Consider the following 26,654-nt stretch of genomic DNA (forward strand, 5'->3'; position numbering starts at 1 on the left):
ACGGGGTCTGACCCCTCTGTGGCCCTGCGGGGTTAGAAGCGCGTGAACTTTTGCTCGTCGGGCGCGCCGTCCGGCGCCAGGCGGGTGGGTTTGCGCGGCGCCGCACGACGCGGCGCGTAGCCGTCGTCCACCGCGTACCGCTTGAACACCGCCATCAAGCGCCCCAGCTGCTCGGCCTGGGCGCTCATCTCCTCCGACGTCGCCGCCAGCTCCTCCGAGCTGGCCGCGTTGACCTGCGTGGTCTGGCTCAACTGGATCACCGCGCCGTTGATCTGCCGCACGCCCGAACTCTGCTCCTCCGACGCCGCCGCGATCTCCTGCACCAGGTCCGAGGTCTTGCGGATGTTCGGCGCCAGCGCGTCGAACATCACGCCGGCCTGCTCCGCCAGGTCGACGCTGTCGGCCGCCACCTTGCTGATCTCCTGCGCCGCGATCTGGCTGCGCTCGGCCAGCTTGCGCACCTCGGCCGCCACCACCGCGAAGCCCTTGCCGTGTTCGTGCGCGCGCGCCGCCTCGATGGCCGCGTTCAGCGCCAGCAGATTGGTCTGGTACGCGATATCGTCGATGATGCCGATCTTGCTGGCGATCTGCTTCATCGCCGCCGCCGTCGCCTTCACCATCTCGCCGCCGCGCACCGCCTCCAGCGCGGCCTGGGTCGCGATGCCGTCGGTGATCCTGGCGTTCTCGGTGTTCTGCGCGATCGACGCCGTCATCTGCTCGATCGAGGCGCTGGTTTCCTCCACTCCGGCCGCCTGCTCGCTGGACGCCTGCGACAGCGATTGCGCGGTGGAGCTGACCTCCTGCGAGGCGCCGGCCAGGCCGGCCACCACCGCCTGCACCTCGCGCACGATGCCCGACAGGCTGCGCGCCAGCCACACCGCCAGCACGCAGCCGAGGAGCGCGATCACCACGTCGACCGCCAGGATCAGCTGCTTGGCGGAGGCGGTGACGTCGGACATGGCTTCCGATTCGGCCCTGGTCTCGGCGTCGTTCACCTTGAGCAGCTTGCGGAAGGCACTGGCGATGGCTTCGTCCGCGCCCTTGATGGCCTTGTCCATCTCCAGCGCGGTCAAGCCCTTCTCGTGCATGGCCTCCAGCTGCGCCATGCTGTCGGCATAGGACTTGGTGCCCACCGCGACTTCGCCCAGCAGCACCTGTTCCTCGGGGTCGAGCGCGCCGGCCGACTTGTAATTTGCCATCTGCTTGTCGATTTCCGCCAGGTCGGCGCGGAACTGCACGTTGTTGTCGCCGCCGCGCAGAATGTAGTTCTTGAAGTGGCGCACCGCATGTCCGTGCGCCGTGACGCCCTCCAGCACCGCGTTCTTGCGCGCCAGCGTGATGGTTTCGAATTCGCGCCAGTGTTCGTGCAGGGAGGTCAGCTTGGCGAAGGCGATCACGCCCAGCAGGATCACCAGCAGCACGATGGCGCCGAACCCGGCATGCAGCCGGGTCTCCATTTTCATCTGATTGAGCATAGGTGTTGACTCCATATGACGGACGGATTCACGAATCATTGTGAACCATTATTCCGCGCACATTCTCACCAATACTAACCTCACGTCACCAGCGCGGCGATCTCGTGCTCCGACACCACGTGCCGCACGTTCAGCAGCAGCACGAAGCGGCCATTGACCTTGCCTATCCCTTGCAGCAGCTCGGCCCGCACCTGCGCGCCGAAGCTGGGCGCCGGCTCGATCTCGGCGGCCGGGATGTCCAGCACCGCGTTGACCGCGTCGACCAGGATGCCGATCACGAACGGGCCGTCCTCGCCGTCCACCTCCACCACGATGATGCAGGTGCGTTTGCTCAGCGCCGACGGCTCGCGCTCCAGCCGCCGCGCCAGGTCCAGCACCGGCACCGCCGTGCCGCGCAGGTTGATCACGCCGCTGATCGACGGCGGCATCTGCGGCACCGGCGTCACGCCGGCGTACTCCAGGATTTCGCGCACCGCCAGGATGCCGATCGCGAACATGTCCTGGCCCAGCATGAAGCTGAGGAATTGCGCCGGCGCCTCGGATACGGTGCTTGTGCTCATGGCCGCCTCGCCTAGAATTTGACGAAATGCGACTCGTCCGGATCGCCCATCGCCATCACCTGGCGGCCGCCGCCCTGGCCCGGCTTGAACTTGGCCTTGGGGGCCGGCGCGCGCGATACGGTGCGCAACGGCCGCGAAGCGCCGGTCAGTTTGAAGAAGGCCATGGTCTGCTGCAGCTGCTCGGCCTGGCTGCTCATCTCTTCGGCGGTGGCGGCCAACTCCTCGGAGCTGGAGGCGTTTTGCTGCGTGGTCTGGCTCAATTGCGTGACGGCGGAATTGATCTGCCCCACGCCGGCCGATTGCTCCTCCGACGCCGCCGTGATCTCCTGCACCAGATTGGAGGTGCGGCGGATATTCGGCACCATCTCGTCCAGCAGGCGGCCGGCTTTCTCCGCCAGTTCGACGCTGCTGCTGGCCACCTGCTCGATCTCCTGCGCCGCGACCTGGCTGCGTTCGGCCAGCTTGCGCACCTCGGCCGCCACCACCGCGAAGCCCTTGCCATGTTCGCCGGCGCGCGCCGCCTCGATCGCCGCGTTCAGCGCCAGCAGATTGGTCTGATAGGCGATGTCGTCGATGATGCTGATCTTCTTGGCGATCTGCTGCATCGCCGCCACCGTCGACTTGACCGCCTCGCCGCCTTCGGCCGCCTCCACCGCCGCCTTGCTGGCGATGCCGTCGGTGACCTTGGCGTTTTCCGTGTTCTGCGAAATCGACGCCGTCATCTGCTCCACCGAGGCGCTGGTCTCTTCGGTGCCGGCGGCCTGCTCGCTGGCGGCCTGCGACAGCGACTGCGCGGTGGCGCTGACTTCCTCCGAGGCGCTGGCCAGGGCTTCGGCGCCGCTGTTGACCTCTTCCACCACTTGCGACAGCTTGTCGATCATGCCCTTCATCGCCGCCAGCAGGCTGGTGGTGTCGCCCGGCTTGAGCCGCACCTCGGCGCTCAAGTCGCCATCGGCCACCTTGCGCACGATCTCGGATGCGTACGACGGATCGCCGCCCAGCTGGCGCAGGATGCCGCTCAGGATGAACAGCCCGATCGCCACCAGCAGCGCCAGCGCGATGCCGGAACTGACGTACATGGTGTTGGTGGCGCGCGAGGATGCCGCCTCGGCGTCCTTGACGTCGTTCTCGCCGTACTGGATGTTCATCACCACAATCTTGTTCAGGCCATCCTCCGCCTCGCGGAAAATACTACTGCTGTCCAACAGCATCTTGTGCATGGTGACGTACAGCTCCTTGCGCTTGGGCAGATCGGCGCGCACGATCTCGTTGGCCAGGTCGGTGAGCATGGCGTCGCGCGCCTTCCAGGTCTCCCATTGCTTGACGAAGACCTTCCATGCCGCCGCCTCCTCGGTTTCCTGCGGCAGCGCCTCATACGTCTTCCAGTACTTGTCGATGTTGGTCCAGAAGCCCTGCTTCCGTTTGAGCTCGTGCACGACCACGTCGATCCCCTCGGGATAGGGCGCGGTCGCGTCGATGGCGCGGGTGGACGAGCGCAACGCGGTCTGCGCTTCGTTGATCTGCAACAGCGCCTGCACCGACGGCATGCGGTTGCGGCCGATCTGGTCCAGCATCTCGCCTTCCTTCTTCAATCCCATGAAGGCGATGATCATCACCGTCAACAGGGCAAGCACCGCCACCGCCAGCAAAATCAAGATCTTGGTCCGAACCGTCAATGTAGAAAGCATGGTGATTCCCCTATGTTTTATTTTGAACTACTCAACCCCGGCCAATGTGCGCAAACGCCTGCGATCCTGCCTGATCCATGCCACCAGATCTTCGGCCGGCATCGGCCTGGCCAGCAGGTAGCCCTGCGCCAGGTCGCAGCCCAGGTCCCGCAGCAGCTTCCAATCCTCCACCGTTTCCACGCCCTCGGCCACGGTGGCCACTCCCAAACGCTGGCCCAGCTCCAGCGCGCTTTTCAACACCACGTGACGGTTCGGCCACTGCGAGGCGCCGTTGACGAACGCGCGGTCTATCTTCAACTCGGTGAACGGGCAGCGCGCGAACTGCTGCATCGATGAGTAGCCGATGCCGAAATCGTCCATCGCCAGGCCGAAACCCATCAGCCGCAGCCGCCCCATGTTGGTCAGCGATTGCGACAACTGGCGCATCACGCTGGTCTCGGTCACTTCCCATATCAGCGCGGCCGGCGCCACGCCGGAGTCCATCACCAGCGCCGTCAGGCGGTCGATGAAGCTCCGGTCCGAGAGGTTGTCGGCCGACAGGTTGACCGACACCGTCAGCGGCGGCAGGCCGGCCTCGGTCCAGCCGAGCATGCGCCGCAGCACCTGTCCGACGATGGCCAGCGTGAACTCGGCCATCAGCGGCGTGCCTTCCAGCGCATCGATGAAATGTGGCGGCGCCAGCACGCCGCGTTGCGGATGCGTCCAGCGCGCCAGCGCCTCCACGCCTTTCAGCTGGCCGCTGTGCATCGCCACTTTCGGTTGGAAGTAGGGCAGGAATTCGTTGCGCTCCAGCGCTTGCGCCAGTTCGTCCAGCGTGGCCGGAACTCCCTGCGATGCCGCCGGCGCGGCGCTGCAACCGCGTCCGGCGCGCGTCAGCAGTTGCGTCAGCGGCGCCAGCTGCACCGGCTTGAGCAGGGTGCCCAGCAGGCCGATCGAAGCGTCTTCGCAGCCCATGCTTTCGATGATCTCCAGCAGGCGCGGATCGCGCGCGCTGACCACGATCAGGTTTTCCGTCAGATGGCGATCGCGCAGCTGGCAGGTCAGCTCGATGCCGTCCATGCCCGGCATCTCCAGGTCGGTCAGCACCAGGAACATCGGATCGCCTTGCAGGTTCTCCAGCACCCGCAAGGCCTCGTTGCCGTCGCCAGCCTCCATGATCTCGCCAAAGCCGAGCTGGCGCAGCAGGCCGACCAGGTAGCCGCGCTGCACCACGCTGTCCTCCACCACCAGCACGCGGCGGCCGGCCCATTGCGGCGCGGCGACATCGATGTGGGCGGGCGGCGGCGTGGACATGATGCTAGTACGACAGCTGCTGCAGGATTTCGCGATAGATCGCGTTCAACGGCACCGATTTCTCGACCCCGCCGCGCTTGACCGCTTCCTTCGGCATGCCGTACACCACGCAACTGGCCTCGTCCTGCGCCACGGTGCGGGCGCCGGCCTTGAGCATCTCCAGCAAACCTGCGGCGCCGTCGTCGCCCATGCCGGTCATGATTACGCCCAGCGCGTTGGCGCCGGCGGCGCGCGCGGCGGAGCGGAACAGCACATCGACCGACGGCCGGTGGCGGTTGACCAGCGGCCCGTCGACCACCTCGACAAAGTATTGGGCGCCGGTGCGGCGCAACAGCATGTGCTTGCCGCCCGGCGCGATCAGCACCTGCCCTTGCAGCACGCGGTCGTTGTTGGCCGCCTCCTTGACCCGCACCTGGCACACGCTGTCGAGCCGCGCCGCGAAGGCGGCGGTGAATTTTTCCGGCATGTGCTGCACCACCACGATGCCGGGCGAGACGCGCGGCAGCGACGTCAACACCTCCTCCAGCGCCTGCGTGCCGCCGGTCGAGGTGCCGATCGCCACCACCCGCTCGGTGGTCGCCGTCATCGGCCGGGGCGCGTCGCCGGGCGGCAGGATGGCGTCCGCGTTCAGCTTGGCGGTGACCGGCGGCGGCGCCGGCCGGTTGGCCAGCTTGCCGACATGCGCGCCGGCCGCCGCCCGCACCGCCGACACCAGCTCGTCGGCGCTGTCGTGCAGGAACTGCTTCAGGTCCAGGCGCGGCTTGGTGATGATCGCCACCGCGCCGGCGGTCAGCGCCTCGACCGAGGTCTGCGCCCCCTTCTCGGTCAGCGTCGAGCAGATCACCACCGGGGTCGGATGCTCGGTCATGATCTTGCGCAGGAAGGTGATGCCGTCCATCTTGGGCATCTCCACATCGAGCACGATCACGTCCGGCCATTGCACCTTCATGCGCTCCATCGCGAGGAAGGGATTGGCCACCGCATGGGTGACGGTGATGCCGGGCGCCGCGTTCAGCAGCCCGCTCAACACCTGCCGCACCACGGCCGAATCGTCGACGATCATGACGTTAATTCCACTCATTGATGATTCCTTGCTCCTGCGTTGCCCGCGCGTCCCGCCTTCGAATCCGGCTTCGGTTCGGGCGGGATCTGGCGGCTCAATACTTCGCCGCTGCGGATGGTGAAGATCAGTTGACGGTGCCCTTCGCCGAACAGGCTCTCGGACACCACGTGTATGCCGTGCTGCTGCAACATGCTGCGCGCGTAATCGCCGTTCTGCATGCCGATGTCGCGCGCCTTGCCGTTACGCGGGAACATGGCGCCGCCGCCGAAGATCTTGCCCTGGCACTGGCTCGGTGCGACGCCGTAGCTGGCCATGCCCTCGGTCAGCAGCCGCATGGCGTCGGCGCCGTACATGCCCGGCTTGTCCTCGGGCCGCTCGGCCCGGCGCTGGCTGTCACCCGGCAGCAGGAAGTGCGACATGGCGCCGATGCGCATGCCCGGATGCCACAACGTGATCGAGACGCAGGACCCGAGCAGCGTACGCACCCGGTAGCGCTGGTCGCCGACGAAGTAATCGCCCGGCATCAGGAAGATATCGATCAATTTGGCGTCGGGCATGGTCGGCGTCGTCCCGTCATGCTTTGCGGTAGATCGACGGCGCCACCGGCACCAGCGTATCGTTGATATCGTTCAGCGTCTCCGAATGGCCGATCAGAAAGTAACCGCCGGGGCGCAGCTGCGCCAGCAGGCGTGTCACCACCTGGCGCTTGGTCTCCAGGTTAAAGTAGATCATCACATTGCGCAGGAAGATCACGTCGAAGCTGCCCAGCTTCGGCAAGGGCTGGTTCAGGTTCAGGTGCTGGAACTGCACCCGCTGCCGCAGCGCGCGTTCGATCAGCATCGTGCCCGCCTCGCTGCCCTGGCCCTTGAGGCAGAAGCGGCGCAGGTAGGCGTCCGGCATCTGCGTGGCGCGCTCCATCGGATAGTGGCCGGTGCGGGCGCGCTCCAGCACGCGGGTGCTGATGTCGGTGCCCAGCACTTCCCACGCCGCGTCGCCGAGGATATCGGCCAGCACCATCGCGATGCTGTACGGCTCCTCGCCGCTGGAGCTGGCCGCGCTCCACACGCGCAGCGTCTTGCCCTTGTCGCGCGCGTCCAGCGCCAGGTCGCGCAGCAGCGTGAAGTGCTTCGGCTCGCGGAAGAAATAGGTCTCGTTGGTGGTCAGCAGATCGACCGCCACCTGCAGTTCGGCCGGCTGCGAACGGCTCTCCAGCAGGCGCAGGTAATCGCTATAGCTGTCGAGCTGATAGTGCGCCAGGCGCTTGGCCAGGCGGCCGCTGACCAGCGCCTGCTTGCCGTTGGCCATGAAGATCCCGGCCGCATCGTAGATGAAGCGCTGGAACTGCATGAACTCGCGGTCGGTGATGGTCGCTACCGGCATGATGCGCTACTCCCTCACGCCGCGACGGCGGTGCCGCGCGCCATCTCGACGATTTCCTCGCTCGACAGCACGTGTTCGATATCGAGCAGGATCACGAACTTGCCGTTGAATTTACCGATGCCGGCGATGAAATCTGGACGGATGCGGGTGCCGAACGCCGGCGCCGGCTCGATGTCGCCGGCGGCGATCTCCACCACCGCGTTGACCGCGTCGACCAGCATGCCCAGCACCTGCTTGCCTTCGCCGTCGGCGTTCGCCACTTCGACGATGACGATGCAGGAGCGCTTGCCGATGACGCTGGGCGCGCGGCCGAAGCGCGCCGACAGGTCCATCACCGGCACCACCGCGCCGCGCAGGTTGATCACGCCGCGCACGCAGGCCGGCATCATCGGCACCGTGGCCAGGCTGCCGTATTCGATGATCTCCTTGATGTGCAGGATGCCGACCGCGTACTGGTCCTCGCCCAGCAGGAAGGTCAGGAACTGGCTGGGCAGCGCGGCTCCGCTCTGCAGCGCGACGATGGCGCTGCTACCGTAAGTCACAACGTTGGAGGGGTTGACGGCGGTATTCATGGTTTCCTCGTTTTCTCAGGCGGCCAGCGCCGCCGGGGCCTTGCCGCCGACGGTGTGCAGCAGCGCCGTCACGTCCAGGATCAGCGCCACCTCGCCGCTGCCCAGGATGGTGGATCCGCTGATGCATTTGACCTCGCTGAACAGGGGACTGAGCGGCTTGATGACGGTCTGGAATTCGCCCAGCAGCGTATCGACCACCAGCCCGGCGCGCTGGTTGCCGAACTTGAGCACCACGATGCTCTCGCGCCGCGTCGACGCGCCATCGATGCGGAACAGTTCGCGCAGGCGCACCAGCGGCAGCACCTGCCCGCGCAGATTGCAGTAGTCCTGACCCGGCTCGGTGGCGTATTCGATGCACTCCTCGATCATGTCGAGCGGGATCACGAACACCGACCCGCCGACCTGCACCAGGAAGCCGTCGATGATGGCCAGCGTCAGCGGCAGGCGCACCGTGACGGTGGTGCCGGCGCCCTCCTTGCTGGTGACGTCGACGCTGCCGCGCAGCGCGGTGATGTTGCGCTTGACCACATCCATGCCGACGCCGCGCCCGGACAGGTTGGTGATCTTTTCCGCCGTCGAGAAGCCGGCCTCGAAAATCAGGTTGTAGATCTCGCTGTCGCTCAACTTGCGGTCGGCCTCCACCAGTCCGCGCTCGACCGCCTTGGCCAGGATCTTCTCCTTGCGCAGACCGCCGCCGTCGTCGCTGACCTCGATCACGATGCTGCCCGATTCATGGAAGGCGTTCAGCTTGATCATGCCCTTGGCCTGCTTGCCGGCCGCGATGCGCGCCTCGGCCGACTCGATGCCGTGGTCCATGGCGTTGCGCACCAGGTGCATCAGCGGATCGCCGATTTTCTCCACCACCGTCTTGTCCAGTTCCGAATCCTCGCCGTCGACGATCAGGCCGATGTCCTTGCCCAGTTCGCGCGCCACGTCGTGCACCACGCGCTGGAAGCGGTTGAAGGTGGCGCCGATCTTCACCATGCGCAGTTCCAGCGCGGCGTCGCGCACGTCCTCCACCAGGCCGGTCAGGGTCGAGGTGCACTCCAGCAGTTCGGTGTTGCGGATTTTCTGGCCGATCATGCTGGCGCGCGCGCCGGCGATAATCAGTTCGCCCACCAGATCGATCAAGCGATCCAGCTTGTCGGAATCGACGCGGATCGAACGGCTCTCCTGCGCCTTCTGCTCGCTGACCTGCTTCTGCTTGGCCAGCGCCGCTTCGACCACCACCGGCGGCACGTTGCCGGCGTCGACCAGGATGCTGCCCAGTTGCTGCTGCGGCGCGTCCTCCGGCTTGTCATCCTGCTGGTGCTGCAGCGCGCCTTGCAGCTCGTGCGCGGTGACGCTGCCGCAGCGGACCAGGATCTCGCCCAGCCGCGCATCCTGCTCCGGCAAGGCGCGGATCAAGTCAACGTAATGCGACACCTTGCTGTGCGGCGGGATGATGCGGATCTCGCAATCGTCCTGCACGAATTCGAACACGCCGGCGATGGCTTCGCGGTCGGCTGTGCTGTCGAAGGCGATCTCGAAGCCGAGGTAGCACTGCTCCGCGTCCATCTCCTCGGCGGCGGGCAGCGCGTCGGGCACGGTGGCGATGCCGACCACCTTGCCCAGCTTGGCCAGGTAGCGCAGGAAGGCGATCGGGTCCATGCCGTTTTGCAGCACGCCGCGTCCGAAGCGCAGCGAGATGTGCCAGTAGTCGCTGTCGCCTCTTTCTTTGTCGATGCGCTGCACGCCGGGTTCCGCCTGCACCGCCAGCGAGGCCGCCGCCGCGCCGGCCGGCTCGGTCGGGCACTCCATGTGGCGGCGCAGCTGTTGCAGCAGCATCTCGCCTTCCGGCGCGGTGTCGGGGTCCGCGTCCAGCTTGCCGGCCGCCAGCGCGTCGGTCATGCCGGACAGGTAGTCGCAACACGACAGCAGCAGCACGATCATCTCGTCGTTGAGCACCACGCGGCAATCGCGCACCTCGTCCAGCAGGCTCTCCACCACGTGGGTGAAGGCGACGATGTGGTCAAGGCTGAACAGCCCCGCCGAGCCCTTGATGGTGTGGGCGGCGCGGAAGATGGCGTTGATCGCTTCGCTCTGGTCGCCGGCGATGTCGACGTTGAGCAGCGCGTTCTCCATTTCTTCCAGCAGTTCGCGGCTTTCGGTGATGAATGTCTGTAGCGCTTCGTCCAGGTTCATGGCATGCCCTCAGCGTTCGATCGTTGAACTAATCGTGTACCAGCACGGCGTCGCCGAAGAAGGCGACAAGATCCAGCATTTCGAAGATTTCCATCACGGCGGGGCTGTGCTGGAGCAGCCGCAGTTCGCGCTGGTCGGCGATCGCCGTCTGCTTGGCCAGCATCAGCACCTGCAGGCCGGCGGTATCGAGTTCGATGATGCCGGACAGGTCGATCTCCAGCACCCGCGTCCTGCGCAGCGCCTCCAGCACCGTGACCTTGAGATCGGCGGCGCGGTAGATCGTCATCTCGCCTTCTATCGCAATACGCAACACGTCTTCGGACATCGCAACCTCCGCAGCGGGGTTATGGCAACACCAGTTTGGCGACGGCGCCCAGCAGCACCTCGGGTTTGAACGGCTTGACCACCCACGCCTTGGCGCCGGCCGCCTTGCCCTCTTCCTTCTTGCCCTCCTGCGACTCGGTGGTCAGCATGATCACCGGCGTGAACTTGTACAACGGCAGCTGCTTGAACTGCTTGACGAAGGTGATGCCGTCCATGTTGGGCATGTTGACGTCGCACACCACCAGATGGATTTTCTGGCCGGTGCACTTGGACAGCGCGTCGACGCCGTCGCGGCCTTCGATCACCTCATAGCCGGCGCCCTTGAGCGCGATGCCGACCACCTGGCGCAGCGACGCCGAATCATCGACCACCATAATCGTTTTTGCCATGTCTTCTCTACCTTAGAAAAAAGTGATCTCGTCGGCTTCGGTCGCGGCGGGCGCGGCGTGCTTCGAACCGCCGTGCACCGCGTGCTCCTCGGCCATCGCGTAGGTCTTCTGCAGTTCGCGCAGCAGCAGGTCGGGATCGAGCGGCTCCAGCACCTGGTCGGCGTTGTAGCGGTCGCGGTTATCGCGCAGCAGGTCCGGCAGCAGCTCCATGTTCTCGCGCACGTGCGCCATCACCTGGCTGACGCGGTCCTGGAACTGCAACTGCACCAGCGCCTCGCCAACCTCGCCCTGGATGCCGATGCTCTCCTGCTTGAGCAGGTCGGACGATTGCACCAGCGCGTCGGTGATGCCGCGGAATTCGGCCAGCACCGACTCGATCATGCCTTCGGCCGACTGCATCGATTTGTCTTCGGCCTCGCTGGATTGTTCGGCCGCCTGGCTGGCGGCAAGGATGGCGCCGCTGATCAGGCCGACGCGGTTGGAGATGTTGCGGCCGGTCTCGGCCGAGCGGCTCGACAGGTTGCGCACCTCCTGCGCCACCACCGCGAAGCCGCGTCCGGCGGGACCGGCGCGCGCCGCCTCGATGGCGGCGTTCAGCGCCAGCAGATTGGTTTGCGCGGCGATGCTGGCCACGCCTTCGGCCATGTCGCGCAGCTCGCGCGTGAAGCGTTCCAGGTCCTTGATCTGCGCCAGCATCGCCTGCTTGGAGGTCATCGCCGATTTCATCGACGTCACCACCGAGCCGAGCTGGCGCTCGCTGTTGGCGAACACCTCGGGCATCGAGCGGCCGCCCTTGTTGTCCATGCTGGAGACGTGCACCGCGTTGTCGAGCTTGTCGACGATGCTGGAGAAGCGCCCGGCCAGGTCGGCCACCGCTTCCTCCATCTGGGTGCGCGAGTTTTCGATATGCCGGCACCAGATCGGCAGCACGGCGTCGCCGAACTGTTCGCGTCCGGCCAGGTAGGTGTCTATCATGCTGTCTTGCGAACCGCCCGGCGCCCCGGCGCCGGCAAGGCGTGCACACCATGCGGCGGCGGCCAGCAACAGCGCCGACCACAGGACCGTGTACCAGCCCCATGTACTCCATCCCGCGACCATCGTTCCCAGTGCGCCCGCGCCGGCCAGGCCGAACGGTGCAAGGATCTTACTGTCCACGCCGGTATAGTTCTTCACTGGATGCCACCCCACTGTCGTCTCGGGAGATTCATCCCGGAAATCAAACTGTATCCTAGAAACAGAGCGCTCGCCACAATGTGACATGCGAATCAATTGTATCTGTAGTTTTCCACCGCCGCGTCGTAAATTGCTTCCGAAGAGAAATAATTTAAAGTTACTATAGGCACGCACACGGCATCGGGGCGTAGCGCCGCATGCGTGTTGAAAGTTAGTTGTTGCGCTTACACAACCGCTCGTTGGAATTCGATTTATGCCCGTCAAGAATATCGACCTGTCGCTTCCCGTTCTGGTGGTGGACGACAACCAGCAAATGCGCTCCGTGGTCAAGGGCATCCTGGCCGACCTCGGGCTGAACAATGTGTTCCTGGCCGGCAGCGGCGAGGAGGCTTGCCGCATCCTGAACGAGCGGCCGATCGCCGCCGTCATCTCCGACCTCGACATGCCGGGCATGAGCGGGCTGCAGCTGCTGGGGTGGGTGCGCGACAACCTGGCCGACAAGGAATTGCCGTTCATGCTGCTCCCCAGCGAAGCCAACCGCGACGGCCTGCGCGCGGCGGCGGCGGCCGGCGTCACCGATTGCCTGATCAAGCCATTCACCCTGGCCACCTTCCATAGCAAGCTGCAGGCGATGTTCCAGGCGCGCGGCCACGCCGCCGCCAAGCGCGCCGCCGGCATGCGCGCGGCGGCGATGCCGGCGGCGCCGGCGCTGATCGGCATGGAGCGGCCGCTGGAGGAACGGCTGAAGGAGGCGACGGTGCTGGTGGTCGACGACATCGCCACCAACATCAAGGTCATCGCCGGCATGCTGGCCGACGAAGGCTATAGCGTCAAGGTGGCGATCTCCGGGCGCAAGGCGCTGGAGCTGGTGCCGGTGCACCGGCCCGACCTCATCCTGCTCGACGTGATGATGCCGGAGATGGACGGCTTCGAAGTCTGCCGCCGCCTCAAGGCCGATCCCGCCAGCGCCGATATTCCGGTGATCTTCCTGTCGGCCAAGGACCAGGCCGACGACATCGTCGGCGGCCTGGAGCTGGGCGCGGTCGACTACGTCACCAAGCCGGTCGATCCGGCGATCCTGAAGGCGCGCATGCGCACCCATCTGCGCATGGCCGGCATGATGGCCGAGCTCAAGCAGCAGAACGCCGCCATCGCCGGCAATGCCCAGCTGCGCGAAGAGGTCGAGCGGCTGGCGCGCTACAACCTGGTCACGCCGCTGGAGGAGGTGATCGCCGCCGGCGAACAGTTGTTGAACGATGACGCCGCCGCGCCGGGCGGAACGGATGCCGCGTCGTCGCAGGCCGAGGCAACGACGGCGGGGCCAGGCCGGTTGCGGCGCGCCGCCTTGCAGGCGCTGGACCAGGCGGCGCGGCGGGCGATGCGGCAGGCCAGCCTGTCGATGGGCCTGCTGCGCATCGAACAGGGCGCCAGCGAGCCGGCCAGCGCCAGCGTCGAGCTGGGGCCGCTGCTGAAGCGCGCGGCGGCCGACACCGCCGCCACCCATCCGGTGATGCTGCCGTCGCTGCGGGTGACGGTGCTGGCCGACCGCAGCTTCTGCCGCACGCTGTTCGAACACCTGCTGCTGAACGCCGCCGCCACCACGCCGGCCGGCACCTCGATCGCGATCGGCGCCACGCTGGCGGAAAGCTGCTGGGTGATTGCGATCGAATACGCCGGCGCGCTGCCGGCGGCGCAGCTGGCCTGCCTGCGCGGCCCGGCGGTGCGCCCGGTCGACGACGCCGCCTTGCCGGTGTACGCGGCGCGCTTGATGAGCGAGGTGCAAGGCGGCTCGCTGGCCGCCGATGACGACGGCGCCCGCACCCGCCTGCTGTTGCGTCTGCCGGCCGTCTGATACCGCACGCCATTTGCGCCGTCCCGGCGAACTTGCTAGCATGATGACACCCGCTCTCAACTCCGGGAGGTCATATGAAACAATATGGCGCGGAATTTTTCGGTACCTTCTGGCTGGTGCTCGGCGGCTGCGGTAGCGCGGTGCTGGCGGCGGCCTTCCCCGGCGTCGGCATCGGCCTGCTGGGCGTCTCGCTGGCGTTCGGCCTGACGGTGTTGACCATGGCCTACGCCATCGGCCACATCTCCGGCTGCCACCTGAATCCGGCGGTATCGATCGGCCTGTGGGCCGGCGGCCGCTTCCCGGCCGGGCAGCTGCTGCCCTACATCGCGGCGCAGGTATTGGGCGGCATCGTGGCCGGCGGCGTGCTGTACCTGATCGCCAGCGGCAAGGCCGGCTTCGATGTCGGCGCGGGCTTCGCCGCCAACGGCTACGGCGCGCACTCGCCGGGCGGCTATTCGCTGCACGCCGCGCTGCTGTCCGAAGTGGTGATGACGATGATGTTCCTGCTGATCATACTCGGCGCCACCGACGCGCGCGCGCCGCAGGGCTTCGCGCCGCTGCCGATCGGCTTCGCGCTGACGCTGATCCACCTGATCACCATCCCGGTCACCAACACCTCGGTCAACCCGGCGCGCAGCACCGGGGTCGCGGTGTACGTCGGCGACTGGGCGATGAGCCAGCTGTGGCTGTTCTGGCTGGCGCCCATCGTCGGCGCGCTGCTGGGCGCCGTGGTCTACCGCTTGATCGCTGAGCCGCAGCCGGCTTGAGACGCGTGTCGATTCCGCCACACCCTGCAAGCAACAGCTTGTTGAAGTTTAAAATAAATTTAAGGTTTCATTCTAATCTGCAACAAAGTTCACATCCTGACATGAGAAAAGGTTTACACTTGGGATTCATTTGTACGGCCATTTACATTCCGGACCTACAACATTGCCGGTTTGGCCAATTGCATCATTGAGAACCTGCGTCATGACTCAAGCATTTTTAGAACACCGAGCGAAGTACCGCGACATTACATCCCAGCGTTACGGCGTCACCACCGAGTTGTACGATGAAGCGACCCGGCTGCTGGAACCGCTGGCCACGCCATTCAGCATGCGCAAGGGCGAGTATCTGCAACGTATCGGCACCCCGGCGCAGCACGTGCACTGGCTGCACAGCGGCGTGGCGCGCACCGGATTCATCACCGAGAGCGGCAACGAAGTCACCTTGCATTTTTTGATGGATGGCGAACCGGCGGCGGCGCACGACGATCTGTTGCGCTCGCGCGACGATCAGCCGGCGGTCAATTTCGTGGTGGCGGAGACGGCGATCCATGGCTATCGCCTGGACTGGTCCGAGATGGACGCGCTGTACAGCAAGCACAGTTCCTTGCGCGACTACTACTTGCGCGCGGCCGAACGCAGCATTCTCGACCAAGGTCGCCGCATGTACCTGAGCGCCTCGCCGGCGCAGGGCCGGCTGACCGCGTTCCGCCGCGAGTATCCTGGCCTGGAGCAGCGCATTTCGCAGAAGGTGGTGGCGTCTTTCCTCGGCATCACACCGCAGTACATGTCGCAGTTGCTGCGGCACGACGCCAGCAGGCAGGCATAAAAAAACGCCCGTCAGGGCGTTTTTAACGTCAAGACTTGACGCTGGTGATCTTGTTCTGGCCGTCGACGAACACGAGCTTCGGCTTGTAGTCGGCGATCTGCGTTTCCGTCATCGGCGCGTAGGTGCAGATGATCAGCAGGTCGCCCAGCTGCGCCTTGCGGGCCGCCGCGCCGTTGAGCGAAATCTCGCCGGTGCCGCGCAGGCCCGGAATCGCGTAGGTCGCGAAACGCTCGCCGTTGTTCACGTTGTACAGCTCGATCTGCTCGTTCGGCCAGATATCGGCCGCCTCCAGCAAGTCCAGATCGATACCGCAGGAACCCTCGTAATTCAGATCCGCCTGCGTCACCGTGACGCGGTGCAGCTTGGCGCGCAGCATAACTCGTTGCATAGACATCTTGTTCATCCCTCGATAATAATCATTCAAGCTTGGCGTCCTGATAGTGCATGGCAGCGACGCGAGGCCGCTATCCTACCATTTGCCGAGCCCGAGGGATATGCCGCCGCCTAGCCGCCGGTCACCTTCTCCCAGCCCGCCTTCACCGCGGCCTTGAACTTGTCCCAGCTCGATTCAGGGTGCTTGGTCTGCCAGGCGCCGCGCAGCTCGGGCTCGGCCTCGTCCCACGGCTTGTCGCGATAGCCGGGGTTGCCCGCCATCGATTCGCCGTAGCGGTAGGCCGGGTCGAACTCCTGGTAGGTGCCGCCGGTGTAGGACAGCGTCTTTTCCCAATGCGAGCGGAAGTAGTCCTGGTCGTCGCCGGCGTCGTCGCCGCGCAGGATGCGCATGCTGTCCTGGTTCGGCGCGCCGTCGCGCGGATAGATGCGCATGCCGCTGCGCTGTACCGTGCTCTGCTCGGAAATCGGCGTGGTGACCTCGGCGATCTCCGGGATCACGGCGTCGCCGCGCTGCAGCGAGCCCGGCGTCAGCAGGCCCTGCTCGGAGCGGGCGAAATCGACCGCCTCCTCGCGATGGCGGATGCCGTGCTGCTCCGGCGCGCTCTGCTGCGCGCCCAGGCTGGCCTGCGCCGCGCCGGGGCCGGCGTGCAGCACCTCGGCGCCGGTCCAGCCGCTGGCGCGCCACATGGTTTCATGTTCGTCGATGTCGATCGGGTTGAAGTCCTCGATGATGTCGGCGGCGCGATCGGCCGCGTCCAGGCCGTTGGTCTCCAGCGTCAGCACCACGTGGCCGCGGTTGAGCGCCTCGGCATAGACATGGCGGTCGGCGTGCTCGCGGCCCAGCAGCTGGCTGAACATCTGCTTGACGCTGCTGAGGATGGATTCGTCGTCGTTGATGCGCGGCGTCCCCGCCACGCTGCCGGAATCGCTGATGATGATGGCGTCGCGGTCGTAGCCGCTATGGATCAATTCGTCCTTGGCTCGGTTGGCCTCGGCACGGGTTTCGAATACTGCTGCCAGTGTGTGTGTCATGATGGGCTCTCCAGGTTAAAGACGTGTCCGCAGGCGCATGGGATCGCCTACCATTTCAGTTTACGTCGTTCTCCACGGACTTAGCGCCCGTTTGCCACTGGGAAATCATCGTGCCCCCGCTATAATAGGGCGGCCACCCTTCGAACCGGATCCATGACCAAGCCCTCGCCCGCCCTGCTGACCGCCTTGTCGCTGCTGCTGCCGTCCGCCGCCGCGTATGGCGCGCCGAACGAGCTGGTGCTGCTGGCGCCGCTGGAATCGACGATGCCGCTGGCGCGCTACGAGCATGGCCAGCTGGCCGGCGGCATCATCAAGGACATGGGCGACGCGCTGGCGCAGCGCATGGGCCGGCGCGCGGTCTACCTCGGCTCCGGCACGGCCGGCGTGCAGGCGGCGCTGATGGCCGGCCGCGCCGACATCATGTGCCATGTGCTGCCGCAGTGGATCGACGGCGACTACCTGTGGACCGAGCCGATGTTCCCGGACGCCGAGATGCTGGTCGGTTACGGCAACGCGCCGCATCTGCGCTCGCTCAAGGATCTCAAGGGCAAGCGCGTCGGCACCGTGGCAGGCTACCGCTATCCGCGCGTCGAGCAGGTGCTGGGCAAGCATTTCAACCGTGTCGACTCGCCCAGCATGGAGCACAACCTGCAGTCGGTGATGAAGGGCGCGGTGCCCTACACTATCATCAGCGAAGCCACGCTGGCCTACCTGAAGCGCTCCGACGCCAGCCTGCCGCTGCGGCCGGAACTGGTGTTCGCCGCCTTCAAGACGCAGTGCGCGGTGTCGCGCAACGGCCGCGTGCCGTTGGCCGAGGTCTCGCAGGCGCTCGACGCCATGAGCAAGGACGGCAGCATCGACCAGATCCTGGCGCGCTACCGCTAGTCGCGGGCGCTAGGACAGCGTGTCGGCCCAGATGTTGCGGGCCCAGTTCATCGCGTACTCGCCTTCGAGCGCGCTCGGTCCCGCTGAGACGCCGCCCGAGCCGGAAACAACCAACAACGTCTTTTTCTCCGCGTCGTAGGCGTGCACCGAGGCGACGTGGATCACGTCGGTGTCGGAGACGAAGCTGTAGCAGGTGTTGGTCAGCATCGGATGTAGATCGGGCGCGCGGCCATTCAGCAGGTCCACCACGGCGGCGGCGCACACCTTGGCGTGCTGGTTGGCCATGTGCGCCGATTTCGGCATCAGCGGCGCGACCGCGATCGCGTCGCCCAGCACGTGGATGTTTTTCGCCTGCGTCGATTCGAAGCTGAGGAAGTCGACCCCGCACCAGCGCGCGTTGGCGTTGGCCAGGCCGCTGCGCACGGCGATGGCGCCGGCGCGCTGCGGCGGGATCACGTTCAGCACATCGGCCTTGACCTGGTCGCCCAGCTCGGAGTTGGCGGTGCGCGCGGCGGCGTCGATGTCGGCGGTGCGGAACGATGGACGGTATTCGATGATGCCGCCGTAGCGCTCCTTCCATACTTTCTTGAACAGCGGTCCTTTGGACACCACGTCGTCGTTGGCGTCAAGGATCAGCACCTTGGATTTCGGCTTGTGGCGGCTGAAGTAGCAGGCGATCTGCGACGCCCGCTCGTACGGGCCGGGCGGGCAGCGGTATGGCGCGGGCGGGATCGTCATCGCGTAGACGCCGCCGTCGGGCATCGCCTCCAGTTGCGCGCGCAGCGCGACGGTTTGCGCACCGGCTTTCCAGGCGTGCAGCACCGATTCCTGCGCGCCGGGCTTGAGCATGCCCGGCAGCTGGTCCCACATGAAGTCGACGCCGGGCGAGACGATCAGGCGGTCGTAGGACAGCGTCTGGCCGCCGGCCAGCGACAGCGTGCGTTTTTCGGCATCGATCGCGGTGACGGTGTCGCGCACCAGGCGCACGCCATGCTTGCGCGCCAGCGCGTCCAGCGACAGCGTCAGGTCGCCGATGCGGCGCGAGCCGCCCAGCACCAGGTTGGACAGCGGGCAGGAGATGAAGGCGGCATTCGGTTCGATCAGCGTGACGTCGATGGCGCCTTCGCTCCAGATGCGCACGTAGCGGGCAGCGGTGGCGCCGCCGTAGCCGCCGCCGACCACCACCACGCGCGGCTTGGCCTTGCCGGAGATGCTGGCGCAGCCGATGGTGGACGCGGCGGTCGACGCGGCCAGCGCGCCTTGCAGGAATTGGCGGCGCTTCATGGCTTTTGCGCGGCGAACCAGGTCGCCAGCTGTTCGATTTGTTGGTCGGTGTAGCCTTTGGCGATCTGGGTCATGATCGTGGCCTGGCGCTTGCCGGACTTGAAGTCATGCAGCGCGGCGGCCAGCGCCTGCTTCGGCTGGCCGGCCAGCGGCGGCAGCGCGGTGCCGATGCTGGCGCCGTTGGTGCCGTGGCAGGCGGCGCAGGTGGCGGCCAGGCGCGCGCCTTGTGGGATCATCGCGCCGCCCTCGGCGCCGGCGGCGGCCATTGCGCCCGTCGCGCCGGCGCTGAGCGCCGCTGCAATCAAGATCGTCTTCAACATCGGTATCTCCTGTTTAAGGTCGCACGCCCGGCGACTCCATCATCATGCCCTTGTCGCGCACGGCCAGCCATGCCTCCAGCTCCACCAGCTCTTGTGCGCCCAGCGGCGGAATCTCGGCGCGCACGCCGCTCATGCAGTTGCGCAGCCGGCGTTGCAGCGATCCCATCGCCTGCCACTCCAGCCGGTAGATCGGATACGCCGCCGCGTGCCCTTGCGGGATGGTGCTGCCGGCCAGGCGCTTGCCCCATTGCTGGTCATGGCACTGCGCGCACGACAGGTTCAATTGGCCGATGCGCTGGAAGTACAGCTGCTTGCCGCGCGCCGCCGAGGACCTGGTGCCGGCGTCCTGCGGCGGGTTGACCGGCATGCCGCGCGACTGCATCGCCACATAGGCTTCCAGTCCAAGCAGTTCCTCGCCTTCCAGCTTCAAGGCCGGCGCCTGCTGCTTGCGCTCGCGGCAGATGTTGATGCGCTGCGCGAGGTTGACGGTGGTCCTGCCGGCCGGGTCGAACGCGGGGAAGCGGGCCGCCACGCCGCGCATGCTCTTGGCCGCGTCGCCGTGGCAGCTGGCGCAGGATTTGGCGCTCTTGCCGGCCGCCGCGTTCCACTGCGCTTCGCCGCCGCTGATCCACAGCATGCCGGGATTGAGCGTATCGTCGCGCTGCATGGCCTGCGTCGAGGCGCTCATGAATTCGCTGCCGGAGCGGCGCTGGTCGGCCGTCGCGGTTGGCGGCGCCGACGCTGCGGCCACTGCGGACACTGCCGCCGGCGCGGCGATTGCCGACATGACGGCGTAGCCGGCCAGCAGCGTCAGCGCGGCGGCGCGCTTCATGGCGCGCTCACCGTCAGGGTCATCTTCTCGCTGTGGGCGAAGCGGTTGTCGCCCTCCCACGTGAACTCCAGCGTGCCGCTCTCGGTGGCGATGGTGAAGAACGCGATATACGGATTGGCGGAAATCGCCTGATGCAGCTCGGCGCCGAAAACCTGCTCGCCGTTGTACTTGCAGACAAAGCTGCGGATGATGTCGCGCGGGACGATACGACCGTCGGCGCCGGGCCGGTAGCCGGTCTCCATCGGATGCCCGATCAGCGCGCGGATCTCGATCACCTCGCCGCGCCGGGCCGTCGCCGGCATGTGGATCAATGCGCGCGCCATCAGGGAGCCTCGCCTTCGATGCAAGCCGCCAGCGTGACGATCACGTCCACCGACTTGGACCAGTAACCGCCGTCGTCCATGCGCGCGATCGCGATCAGCCGCTGCGAGGTCGCCAGCCGGATCCGCGTCGACACCTCCGCCTTGCCGGCGCGCGGGCCGAGCGTGAACACCGCGACGTCGGTGTGCGGATTTTTTTCGTTGAAGATGGCGATCGCCGCGACATGGCCGGCGGCGCCGTCGACCGCCACCGTGACCGGCACGGCGTTGCCGTTGTCGATCAGCTGCGCGATCTCGAACCGGACCTTGCCCTCCTGCGGCGTGGCGCCGTCGGTGAAGGCCTTGATCGCTGCGGCCATTTCCTCCGGCGTCGCGGAGGCGGGGCGGACCAGCGCCAGCATCGCCAGTCCGGCGCCGGCGGCCAGGAGGTCGCGGCGCTTCATGGCGACTCCTCGGTCAGCGTTTGCAGCCAGGCCACCACGTCCTCGATCTGCTGTGCGTCGAGGATGGTCTTGCCCTGGTAGGCGGCGGCGACGCGGTTCAGGCCTTCGGTCTTGTGGTAGGACGGCATGATGGTGTCCGGGTTGAACTGGCTGGCATCGGCGATGCGCGCGCGCAGCTGGTCTGCATTCCAGCGCCGGCCGGCGCCGCGCAGGTCCGGCGCCAGGTTGCCCTGGAAGCGTTCCTCGGGAATCGGGCCGGTATGGCACAGCAGGCACAGGCCGACCTGGCGATTGGCGACGATGGCGCGGCCGCGCGCCGCATCGCCAGGCCGCGCACCGCCAGGCCGCGCGTCGACCGGCGGCGCGGACGATGCGGCCAGCGCCAATGCCACCGCCACGATCGCGCCCGCCGGCATGCGCCTCTACGCCTTCTTCAGGCTATGGTTCTTCAGCGGCAGCTCGCGTATCCGCTTGCCGGTGGCGGCGAAGATCGCGTTCAGCACCGCCGGCGCGGCCACCGCGATGGTCGGCTCGCCGACGCCGCCCCAGAACCCGCCCGACGGCATGATGATCGACTCGACCTTCGGCATCTCATCCAGCTTCATCACCTGATAGGTATCGAAGTTCTGCTGCTCCATCTGCCCATCCTTCAGCGTGCACTCGCCGTACAGCGCGGCGGACAAGCCGTAGACGAAGGAGCCCTCGACCTGCGCCTCGATCTGCTGCGGATTGACCGCATGCCCCGGATCGGTCGCCGCGACGATGCGCAGGATCTTCAGCTTGCCGGTCTTGCCGTCCACCGACACCTCGGCGCAGGCGGCCACGTAGCTGCCGAAGCCCATGGTCTGCGCCAGGCCGCGATACACGCCCTTCTTGGCCGGCTTGCCCCAACCGGCCTTCTCGGCTACCGCGTTCAGCACCGCCAGATGCTTCGGATTGTTGGCCATCAGCTTGCGGCGGAAGGCCAGCGGATCCTGCTTGGTCGCATGTGCCAGCTCGTCCATGAAGCATTCGAGATAAATCGTATTCTGGTTCAGGTTCACGCCGCGCCAGAATCCGGCCGGCACCGGCGGATTGCGCATCGCGTGATCGACCAGCAGATTCGGGAAGCCATAGCCGATCGACGCCTCCGGCCCTGGCGCGTTCAAGCCCTGGAACACCACCGGATCCTTGCCGTCCTTGAGCGTCTGCCCCAGCGACGCCAGGATCGATTGGCCGGCGATGCGCATGTGCAGGCCGGTGACATTGCCCTTCGCATCCAGACCGGCGGTCAGCTTGCATTGCGTGATCGGATGGTAGCGGCCATGCAGCATGTCCTCCTCGCGCGACCAGATCAATTTGACCGGCGTGCCCGGCATCTCCTTGGCGATCTTCACCGCCTGCGTCACCCAGTCGTGCGTCGCGCCGCGCCGGCCGAAGCCGCCGCCCAGGTGCATCTTGTAGACGTCGCACTGCGCCGCCGGCAGACCCGCCGCTTCCGCCGTCGCCGCCAGCGCGGCTTCGCCGTTCTGGGTCGGCGTCCACACCTGGCAACGCTCGGCGGTCCAGATCACGGTCGCGTTCATGGTTTCCATGGTCGCGTGATTCAGCCACGGGTGCGAATACACCGCCTCGATCTTGCGCGCCGACGCGGCGATGGCCGCCTTGGCGTCGCCGTTCGCATTGCCGACCACCGCTTCCGGCGCATCCAGCGCCACCCTCAGCGTCGCCGCCACCTCCTTGCTCGACAGCGTCGCATTCGGGCCCTTGTCCCATTCGATGGTCACCGCCTCCAGCGCAGACTTGGCGCGCCACCAGGTATCGGCCACCACCACCACGGCGGTGTCGCCCAGCTTGAAGATCTTCTTGACGCCGGGACGCTTCTCGGCCGTCGTGGCGTCGAAGCTCTTGACCGTGCCGCCGAACACCGGGCAATCCTTGATCGCCGCGTTCAGCATGCCCGGCATGGTGATGTCCATGCCGTAGATCTGCGCGCCGGTGGTCTTGTCCACCGTATCCAGTCGCGCCAGGCGTTTGCCGGCCAGCTTCCAGTCCTTCGGGTCCTTCAGCGCCACCTCGGTCGGCGGCGTCAGCTTGGCGGCGGCTTCGGCCACCTTGCCGTAGCTGATGGTGCGGCTGCTCGGCTTGTGCGTGATCACGCTGGCGGCGGCCGAGCATTCGGACGCCGGCACCTTCCAACCATCGGCGGCGGCCTGCACCAGCATCGTGCGGGCGATGGCGCCGCCTTTGCGCACGTAGTCGTGCGACTCGCGGATGCCACGGCTGCCGCCGGTGGAGAAGCTGCCCCACGCGCGCTTGCGCGCCAGGTTCTGTCCCGGCGACGGATATTCGGTGACGACCTTGCTCCAGTCGGCGTCCAGCTCCTCGGCCACCAGTTGCGCCAGGCCGGTCAGCGTGCCCTGGCCCATCTCGGAGCGGGCGATGCGGATCACGATGGTGTCGTCGGGCTTGACCACCACCCAGGCGTTGACCTCGGGCGTGGCGGTCGAAGCGCCCTGCTGGATCGGCTGCTGCGCCTGCGCCTCGTCGAACGGAATGTGGAAGGCGACCACCAGGCCGCCGGCGATCGCGCTTTTCAGGAAGCCGCGCCGCGACGCCGAATTGACGGTGAGGGTGCTCATGCCTTGCTCCCTTCGATGCGCTGGATAGCCAGACCTGCGGTGGCCGGATCGCCGCCGCGCACCGCGACGTGGATCGCCTTGCGCACGCGGTTATAGGTGCCGCAGCGGCAGATATTGGTCATCGCCGCATCGATGTCGGCATCGGTACATTTGGGCCTGTCGCGCACCAGCGCGGCGGCGGCCATGATCATGCCGGACTGGCAGAAGCCGCATTGCGGCACATCCAGCGCCGCCCAGGCTTTCTGGATAGGATGCGAGCCGTCCTTGGACAAACCCTCGATGGTGGTGATCTTCTGCGCGCCGGTGACGGCGGCCGCCGGATAGACGCAGCTGCGCACGGCCTGGCCGTCGATATGCACGGTGCAGGCGCCGCATTGCGCCATGCCGCAACCGAACTTGGTGCCGGTCAGCCCCAGTTGTTCGCGGATCACCCACAGCAGCGGCGTGTCCTCCTCCGCCTCGTATTCCCTTACCACGCCGTTGACGTTGAGCTTAGCCATGCAGATCTCCTGAGTTAACTGGTTGGCGAAATACTACACCGGTTCCCAACCGCGCTGTGCGTCGGATTGTTTCCGGATTGTTTTTGCATTTTGACCTGGATCAAAGTTTTTAATGCGCCAGATCAATAGACTGCATCGCATACACAACGACGACAAAGAGGAAGTGAAATGAACAAGCCCTTATCCGCATTGATATTCGCAGCCATCGGCATGATCGCCGGCAGCGCGGCGGCACAGGAAACCCCATGGCTGCTGCGTGTGCGCGCGGTGTATCTGGACACGGCGAAAAAATCCGATCCGGTCGGCGGCGCCGGCGCGGCGGACCGCCTGACCGTCAGCAGCGAAACCATCCCGGAAATCGACCTTTCCTACTTCTTCACGCCCAACTGGGCGGCGGAGCTGGTCGCCACCTATCCGCAAAAGCATCACGTCCAACTGGACGGCAAGGACATCGGCACCTTCAAGCACCTGCCGCCGACGCTGCTGCTGCAATATCACTTCGTGCTCGACGCGCCGCTCAAACCCTACATCGGCGCGGGCGTCAACTACACCACCATGTCCAAGGTGCACCTGCTGGACGGCGCCGCCAGCCTGGAGCACGACAGCGTGGGTCTCGCCCTGCAAGCCGGTCTGGATTACGCCATCGATAAAAAATGGTCGCTCAACCTGGATGTGAAGAAGGTGCGGATCCGCAGCGACGTGTACATCGGCGGCGCCCGGGTCAGCCGGGTCAAGCCCGATCCGCTGATGCTGGCACTGGGCGTCGGCTACCGCTTCTAAGCCCGGCGTTGCGGCACGACGACAATTCTTGCTTTCCGGTGGCAAGTACGGGCGTATTAAGGAACAATCAGGTTCCTCGATACGCCCGTCTTTCATAAGGATTACCCCATGTCGCTCGCCCAACTGAAAATCGGCACCCGCCTGGGTATCGGCTTCGCCATCGTCCTGGCGCTGCTGGTGCTCACCATGATCCTCGGCCTCGGCTCGATGAGCCGCATCGGCAAGCGCACCCACGACATCATCTACGACAAGAACGTCAAGATGGAGGCGGCCAACCACATGGTCGACAACATCCGCAACATCACGCTGTCGCTGACCAATATCGTGGTCGTGCCCAGCACCGCCGAAGTCAACGCGGAAATCGGCAAGATCGCCGAATACCGCAAGCAGTACGGCGCGGCCCGCAAGATCCTGATCGACCTCTCCGCCGACGACAAGGAAAAGGCCATGATGGCCAAACTGGACGCGCTGCTGAAGGAAGGCGCGGACAAGAACAACAAAGTGATCGAACTGCGCAAGGAGGGCGAGGTGCAGGACGCCACCAGCCACCTGACGCAAGTCGCGGCGCCGTTCCTGGTCGGCGTGCTGAAGGCGCTGGACGATATCCTGGTGTATGAAACCGCGCAGGCCAAGCAGGCGGGCGACGCGGTCGAAGCGGAACAGGGCGGCGCGCAAGCACTGATGGTGGGCCTGGGCATCCTGGCCGTGGCGCTGGGCTGCGGCGTGGCGTGGTTCATCACCCGCTCGATCACGGTGCCGCTGAACGAGGCGGTGGACGTGGCCGAGCAGGTGGCCTCCGGCGACCTGTCCGCGCGCATCGAGGTCACCTCCGGCGACGAAACCGGCCGCCTGCTCAACGCCCTCAAGCGCATGAACGACAGCCTGCTCAACGTGGTCGGCAAGGTGCGGCTCGGGACCGACACCATCGCCACCGCGTCGAACGAAATCGCCGCCGGCAACCTGGACCTGTCCTCGCGCACCGAGGAGCAAGCCAGCTCGCTGGAACAGACCGCGTCGTCGATGGAGGAACTGACCTCCACCGTCAAGCAGAACGCCGACAACGCGCGCCAGGCCAACACGCTGGCGCGCAGCGCGTCGGAAGTGGCGACCAAGGGCGGCGCCATCGTCTCGCAGGTGGTCGACACCATGGGCAGTATCAACACCTCGTCGCGCAAGATCGTCGACATCATTTCCGTCATCGACGGCATCGCGTTCCAGACCAATATCCTGGCGCTGAACGCCGCCGTTGAAGCGGCGCGCGCCGGCGAGCAGGGTCGCGGCTTCGCCGTGGTGGCGAGCGAGGTGCGCAACCTGGCGCAGCGCTCGGCCGCCGCCGCCAGGGAAATCAAGGAACTGATCACCGCCTCGGTGGCCAACGTCGACGACGGCTCGCGCCTGGTCGCGGAGGCCGGACAGACCATGGGCGACATCGTCGACAGCATCCAGCGCGTGACCGACATCATGGGCGAGATCACCTCCGCCAGCCAGGAGCAGACCATGGGCATCGAACAGATCAACATGGCGATCACGCAGATGGACGAGGTGACGCAGCAGAACGCCGCGCTGGTCGAGCAGGCGGCCGCCGCGTCGCAGAGCATGCAGGATCAGGCGGCGGCGCTGGCGGAGGTGGTGGGCTTCTTCAAAACCGGAACGGCGCCCGGCACGGCTATAATGTTACGAAATCGATAGCAACCACTG

Annotated in this window: 28 protein-coding genes; 6 read left to right on the forward strand and 22 right to left on the reverse strand. The window is 66.3% G+C overall.

What is annotated here, in order from left to right; genetic code table 11:
* Positions 1-32 precede the first annotated feature (32 nt).
* The 12 genes from GW587_RS02085 to GW587_RS31725 all read right to left on the reverse strand — a co-directional run bounded on the left by GW587_RS02085 (position 33) and on the right by GW587_RS31725 (position 12,083).
* Positions 33-1,475 carry a methyl-accepting chemotaxis protein gene (locus GW587_RS02085; RefSeq protein WP_166097940.1) on the reverse strand — a complete coding sequence of 481 codons (1,443 nt, stop codon included), beginning with the start codon at positions 1,473-1,475 and terminating at the stop codon, positions 33-35.
* An 80-nt stretch (positions 1,476-1,555) separates the two neighbouring features.
* Positions 1,556-2,035, reverse strand: a complete 480-nt coding sequence (locus tag GW587_RS02090; RefSeq protein WP_166097943.1) for a chemotaxis protein CheW — start codon at positions 2,033-2,035, stop codon at positions 1,556-1,558.
* Positions 2,036-2,046: 11 nt separating this feature from the next.
* Positions 2,047-3,723 carry a HAMP domain-containing methyl-accepting chemotaxis protein gene (locus tag GW587_RS02095; RefSeq protein ID WP_166097945.1) on the reverse strand — a complete coding sequence of 559 codons (1,677 nt, stop codon included), beginning with the start codon at positions 3,721-3,723 and terminating at the stop codon, positions 2,047-2,049.
* 27 nt (positions 3,724-3,750) lie between these two features.
* The gene (locus tag GW587_RS02100; protein WP_166097948.1) at positions 3,751-5,016 is read right to left on the reverse strand and encodes an EAL domain-containing response regulator; all 1,266 of its coding nucleotides are present in this window, start codon (positions 5,014-5,016) and stop codon (positions 3,751-3,753) included.
* Positions 5,017-5,020: 4 nt separating this feature from the next.
* Complete coding sequence (locus GW587_RS02105; RefSeq protein WP_166097950.1) at positions 5,021-6,097, reverse strand: protein-glutamate methylesterase/protein-glutamine glutaminase; 1,077 nt, start codon at positions 6,095-6,097, stop codon at positions 5,021-5,023.
* Positions 6,094-6,636, reverse strand: coding sequence for a chemotaxis protein CheD (locus GW587_RS02110; RefSeq protein WP_207393304.1), 543 nt, complete (start codon positions 6,634-6,636; stop codon positions 6,094-6,096). The genes GW587_RS02105 and GW587_RS02110 overlap by 4 nt, the downstream gene beginning before the upstream one ends.
* A 16-nt stretch (positions 6,637-6,652) precedes the next feature.
* Positions 6,653-7,459, reverse strand: a complete 807-nt coding sequence (locus GW587_RS02115; protein WP_166097951.1) for a CheR family methyltransferase — start codon at positions 7,457-7,459, stop codon at positions 6,653-6,655.
* A 14-nt stretch (positions 7,460-7,473) separates the two neighbouring features.
* Positions 7,474-8,031: a chemotaxis protein CheW gene (locus tag GW587_RS02120; protein ID WP_207393305.1), complete on the reverse strand. Its 558-nt coding sequence runs from the start codon at positions 8,029-8,031 to the stop codon at positions 7,474-7,476.
* 15 nt (positions 8,032-8,046) lie between these two features.
* Positions 8,047-10,215, reverse strand: coding sequence for a chemotaxis protein CheA (locus GW587_RS02125; protein ID WP_166097953.1), 2,169 nt, complete (start codon positions 10,213-10,215; stop codon positions 8,047-8,049).
* Positions 10,216-10,243: 28 nt separating this feature from the next.
* Positions 10,244-10,540: an STAS domain-containing protein gene (locus tag GW587_RS02130; protein WP_166097955.1), complete on the reverse strand. Its 297-nt coding sequence runs from the start codon at positions 10,538-10,540 to the stop codon at positions 10,244-10,246.
* A gap of 19 nt (positions 10,541-10,559) precedes the next feature.
* Complete coding sequence (locus GW587_RS02135; protein ID WP_166097957.1) at positions 10,560-10,928, reverse strand: response regulator; 369 nt, start codon at positions 10,926-10,928, stop codon at positions 10,560-10,562.
* A gap of 12 nt (positions 10,929-10,940) precedes the next feature.
* A complete protein-coding gene (locus GW587_RS31725) occupies positions 10,941-12,083 on the reverse strand; it encodes a methyl-accepting chemotaxis protein (protein ID WP_371875532.1) in 1,143 nt (380 codons plus the stop codon).
* A 271-nt stretch (positions 12,084-12,354) separates the two neighbouring features.
* On the opposite strand from GW587_RS31725, the gene GW587_RS02145 reads away from it, so the two are divergent.
* From GW587_RS02145 to GW587_RS02155, 3 genes are all read left to right on the forward strand, one after another.
* Positions 12,355-13,953, forward strand: coding sequence for a response regulator (locus tag GW587_RS02145; RefSeq protein ID WP_166097964.1), 1,599 nt, complete (start codon positions 12,355-12,357; stop codon positions 13,951-13,953).
* A gap of 74 nt (positions 13,954-14,027) precedes the next feature.
* Positions 14,028-14,720: an aquaporin Z gene (gene aqpZ, locus GW587_RS02150; RefSeq protein WP_166097966.1), complete on the forward strand. Its 693-nt coding sequence runs from the start codon at positions 14,028-14,030 to the stop codon at positions 14,718-14,720.
* 202 nt (positions 14,721-14,922) lie between these two features.
* Positions 14,923-15,546, forward strand: a complete 624-nt coding sequence (locus GW587_RS02155; RefSeq protein WP_166097969.1) for a Crp/Fnr family transcriptional regulator — start codon at positions 14,923-14,925, stop codon at positions 15,544-15,546.
* A gap of 28 nt (positions 15,547-15,574) precedes the next feature.
* On the opposite strand, the gene panD is transcribed toward GW587_RS02155, so the two are convergent.
* Together panD and GW587_RS02165 are read right to left on the reverse strand one after the other, a co-directional pair.
* Positions 15,575-15,934 carry an aspartate 1-decarboxylase gene (gene panD, locus GW587_RS02160; protein WP_166097972.1) on the reverse strand — a complete coding sequence of 120 codons (360 nt, stop codon included), beginning with the start codon at positions 15,932-15,934 and terminating at the stop codon, positions 15,575-15,577.
* 116 nt (positions 15,935-16,050) lie between these two features.
* Positions 16,051-16,971, reverse strand: coding sequence for a hypothetical protein (locus GW587_RS02165; RefSeq protein ID WP_166097974.1), 921 nt, complete (start codon positions 16,969-16,971; stop codon positions 16,051-16,053).
* 153 nt (positions 16,972-17,124) lie between these two features.
* Here GW587_RS02165 and GW587_RS02170 point away from each other — a divergent pair, with 153 nt between their 5' ends.
* Positions 17,125-17,856, forward strand: coding sequence for a substrate-binding periplasmic protein (locus GW587_RS02170; protein WP_166097977.1), 732 nt, complete (start codon positions 17,125-17,127; stop codon positions 17,854-17,856).
* Between the two features lie 9 nt (positions 17,857-17,865).
* Here the strand turns inward: GW587_RS02170 and GW587_RS02175 are convergent, their stop codons facing one another.
* Genes GW587_RS02175 through GW587_RS02210 form a run of 8 tightly spaced genes read right to left on the reverse strand, consistent with a single transcriptional unit; the run spans position 17,866 to position 24,176 of the window.
* A complete protein-coding gene (locus GW587_RS02175) occupies positions 17,866-19,140 on the reverse strand; it encodes an NAD(P)/FAD-dependent oxidoreductase (protein WP_166097979.1) in 1,275 nt (424 codons plus the stop codon).
* Positions 19,137-19,460 (reverse strand): c-type cytochrome, encoded by a 324-nt coding sequence (locus GW587_RS02180; protein WP_166097981.1) that lies wholly within the window; start codon positions 19,458-19,460, stop codon positions 19,137-19,139. The genes GW587_RS02175 and GW587_RS02180 overlap by 4 nt, the downstream gene beginning before the upstream one ends.
* Before the next feature lie 13 nt (positions 19,461-19,473).
* Positions 19,474-20,292, reverse strand: coding sequence for a sulfur oxidation c-type cytochrome SoxA (soxA, locus tag GW587_RS02185; RefSeq protein ID WP_207393306.1), 819 nt, complete (start codon positions 20,290-20,292; stop codon positions 19,474-19,476).
* Positions 20,289-20,615 (reverse strand): thiosulfate oxidation carrier complex protein SoxZ, encoded by a 327-nt coding sequence (soxZ, locus tag GW587_RS02190; RefSeq protein ID WP_166097984.1) that lies wholly within the window; start codon positions 20,613-20,615, stop codon positions 20,289-20,291. The genes soxA and soxZ overlap by 4 nt, the downstream gene beginning before the upstream one ends.
* Entirely contained in the window at positions 20,615-21,055 is a 441-nt protein-coding gene (locus GW587_RS02195; RefSeq protein WP_166097987.1) for a SoxY-related AACIE arm protein, read from the reverse strand. The genes soxZ and GW587_RS02195 overlap by 1 nt, the downstream gene beginning before the upstream one ends.
* Positions 21,052-21,471: a sulfur oxidation c-type cytochrome SoxX gene (soxX, locus tag GW587_RS02200; RefSeq protein ID WP_166097990.1), complete on the reverse strand. Its 420-nt coding sequence runs from the start codon at positions 21,469-21,471 to the stop codon at positions 21,052-21,054. Before soxX ends, GW587_RS02195 begins: the two co-directional genes overlap by 4 nt.
* Before the next feature lie 6 nt (positions 21,472-21,477).
* On the reverse strand, positions 21,478-23,676 hold the full coding sequence (locus GW587_RS02205; RefSeq protein ID WP_166097992.1) for a xanthine dehydrogenase family protein molybdopterin-binding subunit: 2,199 nt from the start codon (positions 23,674-23,676) through the stop codon (positions 21,478-21,480).
* Positions 23,673-24,176: a (2Fe-2S)-binding protein gene (locus GW587_RS02210; RefSeq protein WP_166097994.1), complete on the reverse strand. Its 504-nt coding sequence runs from the start codon at positions 24,174-24,176 to the stop codon at positions 23,673-23,675. Before GW587_RS02210 ends, GW587_RS02205 begins: the two co-directional genes overlap by 4 nt.
* Before the next feature lie 168 nt (positions 24,177-24,344).
* Between GW587_RS02210 and GW587_RS02215 the strand changes: the two genes are divergently transcribed.
* Both GW587_RS02215 and GW587_RS02220 read left to right on the forward strand, forming a co-directional pair.
* A complete protein-coding gene (locus tag GW587_RS02215) occupies positions 24,345-24,956 on the forward strand; it encodes an OmpW/AlkL family protein (protein WP_166097997.1) in 612 nt (203 codons plus the stop codon).
* A gap of 108 nt (positions 24,957-25,064) precedes the next feature.
* The gene (locus GW587_RS02220; RefSeq protein WP_166098000.1) at positions 25,065-26,645 is read left to right on the forward strand and encodes a methyl-accepting chemotaxis protein; all 1,581 of its coding nucleotides are present in this window, start codon (positions 25,065-25,067) and stop codon (positions 26,643-26,645) included.
* Positions 26,646-26,654: the final 9 nt, after the last annotated feature.

The organism is Duganella aceris (assembly GCF_011090165.1).
In the GTDB taxonomy this organism is placed as follows: Bacteria; Pseudomonadota; Gammaproteobacteria; order Burkholderiales; family Burkholderiaceae_D; genus Rugamonas; species Rugamonas aceris.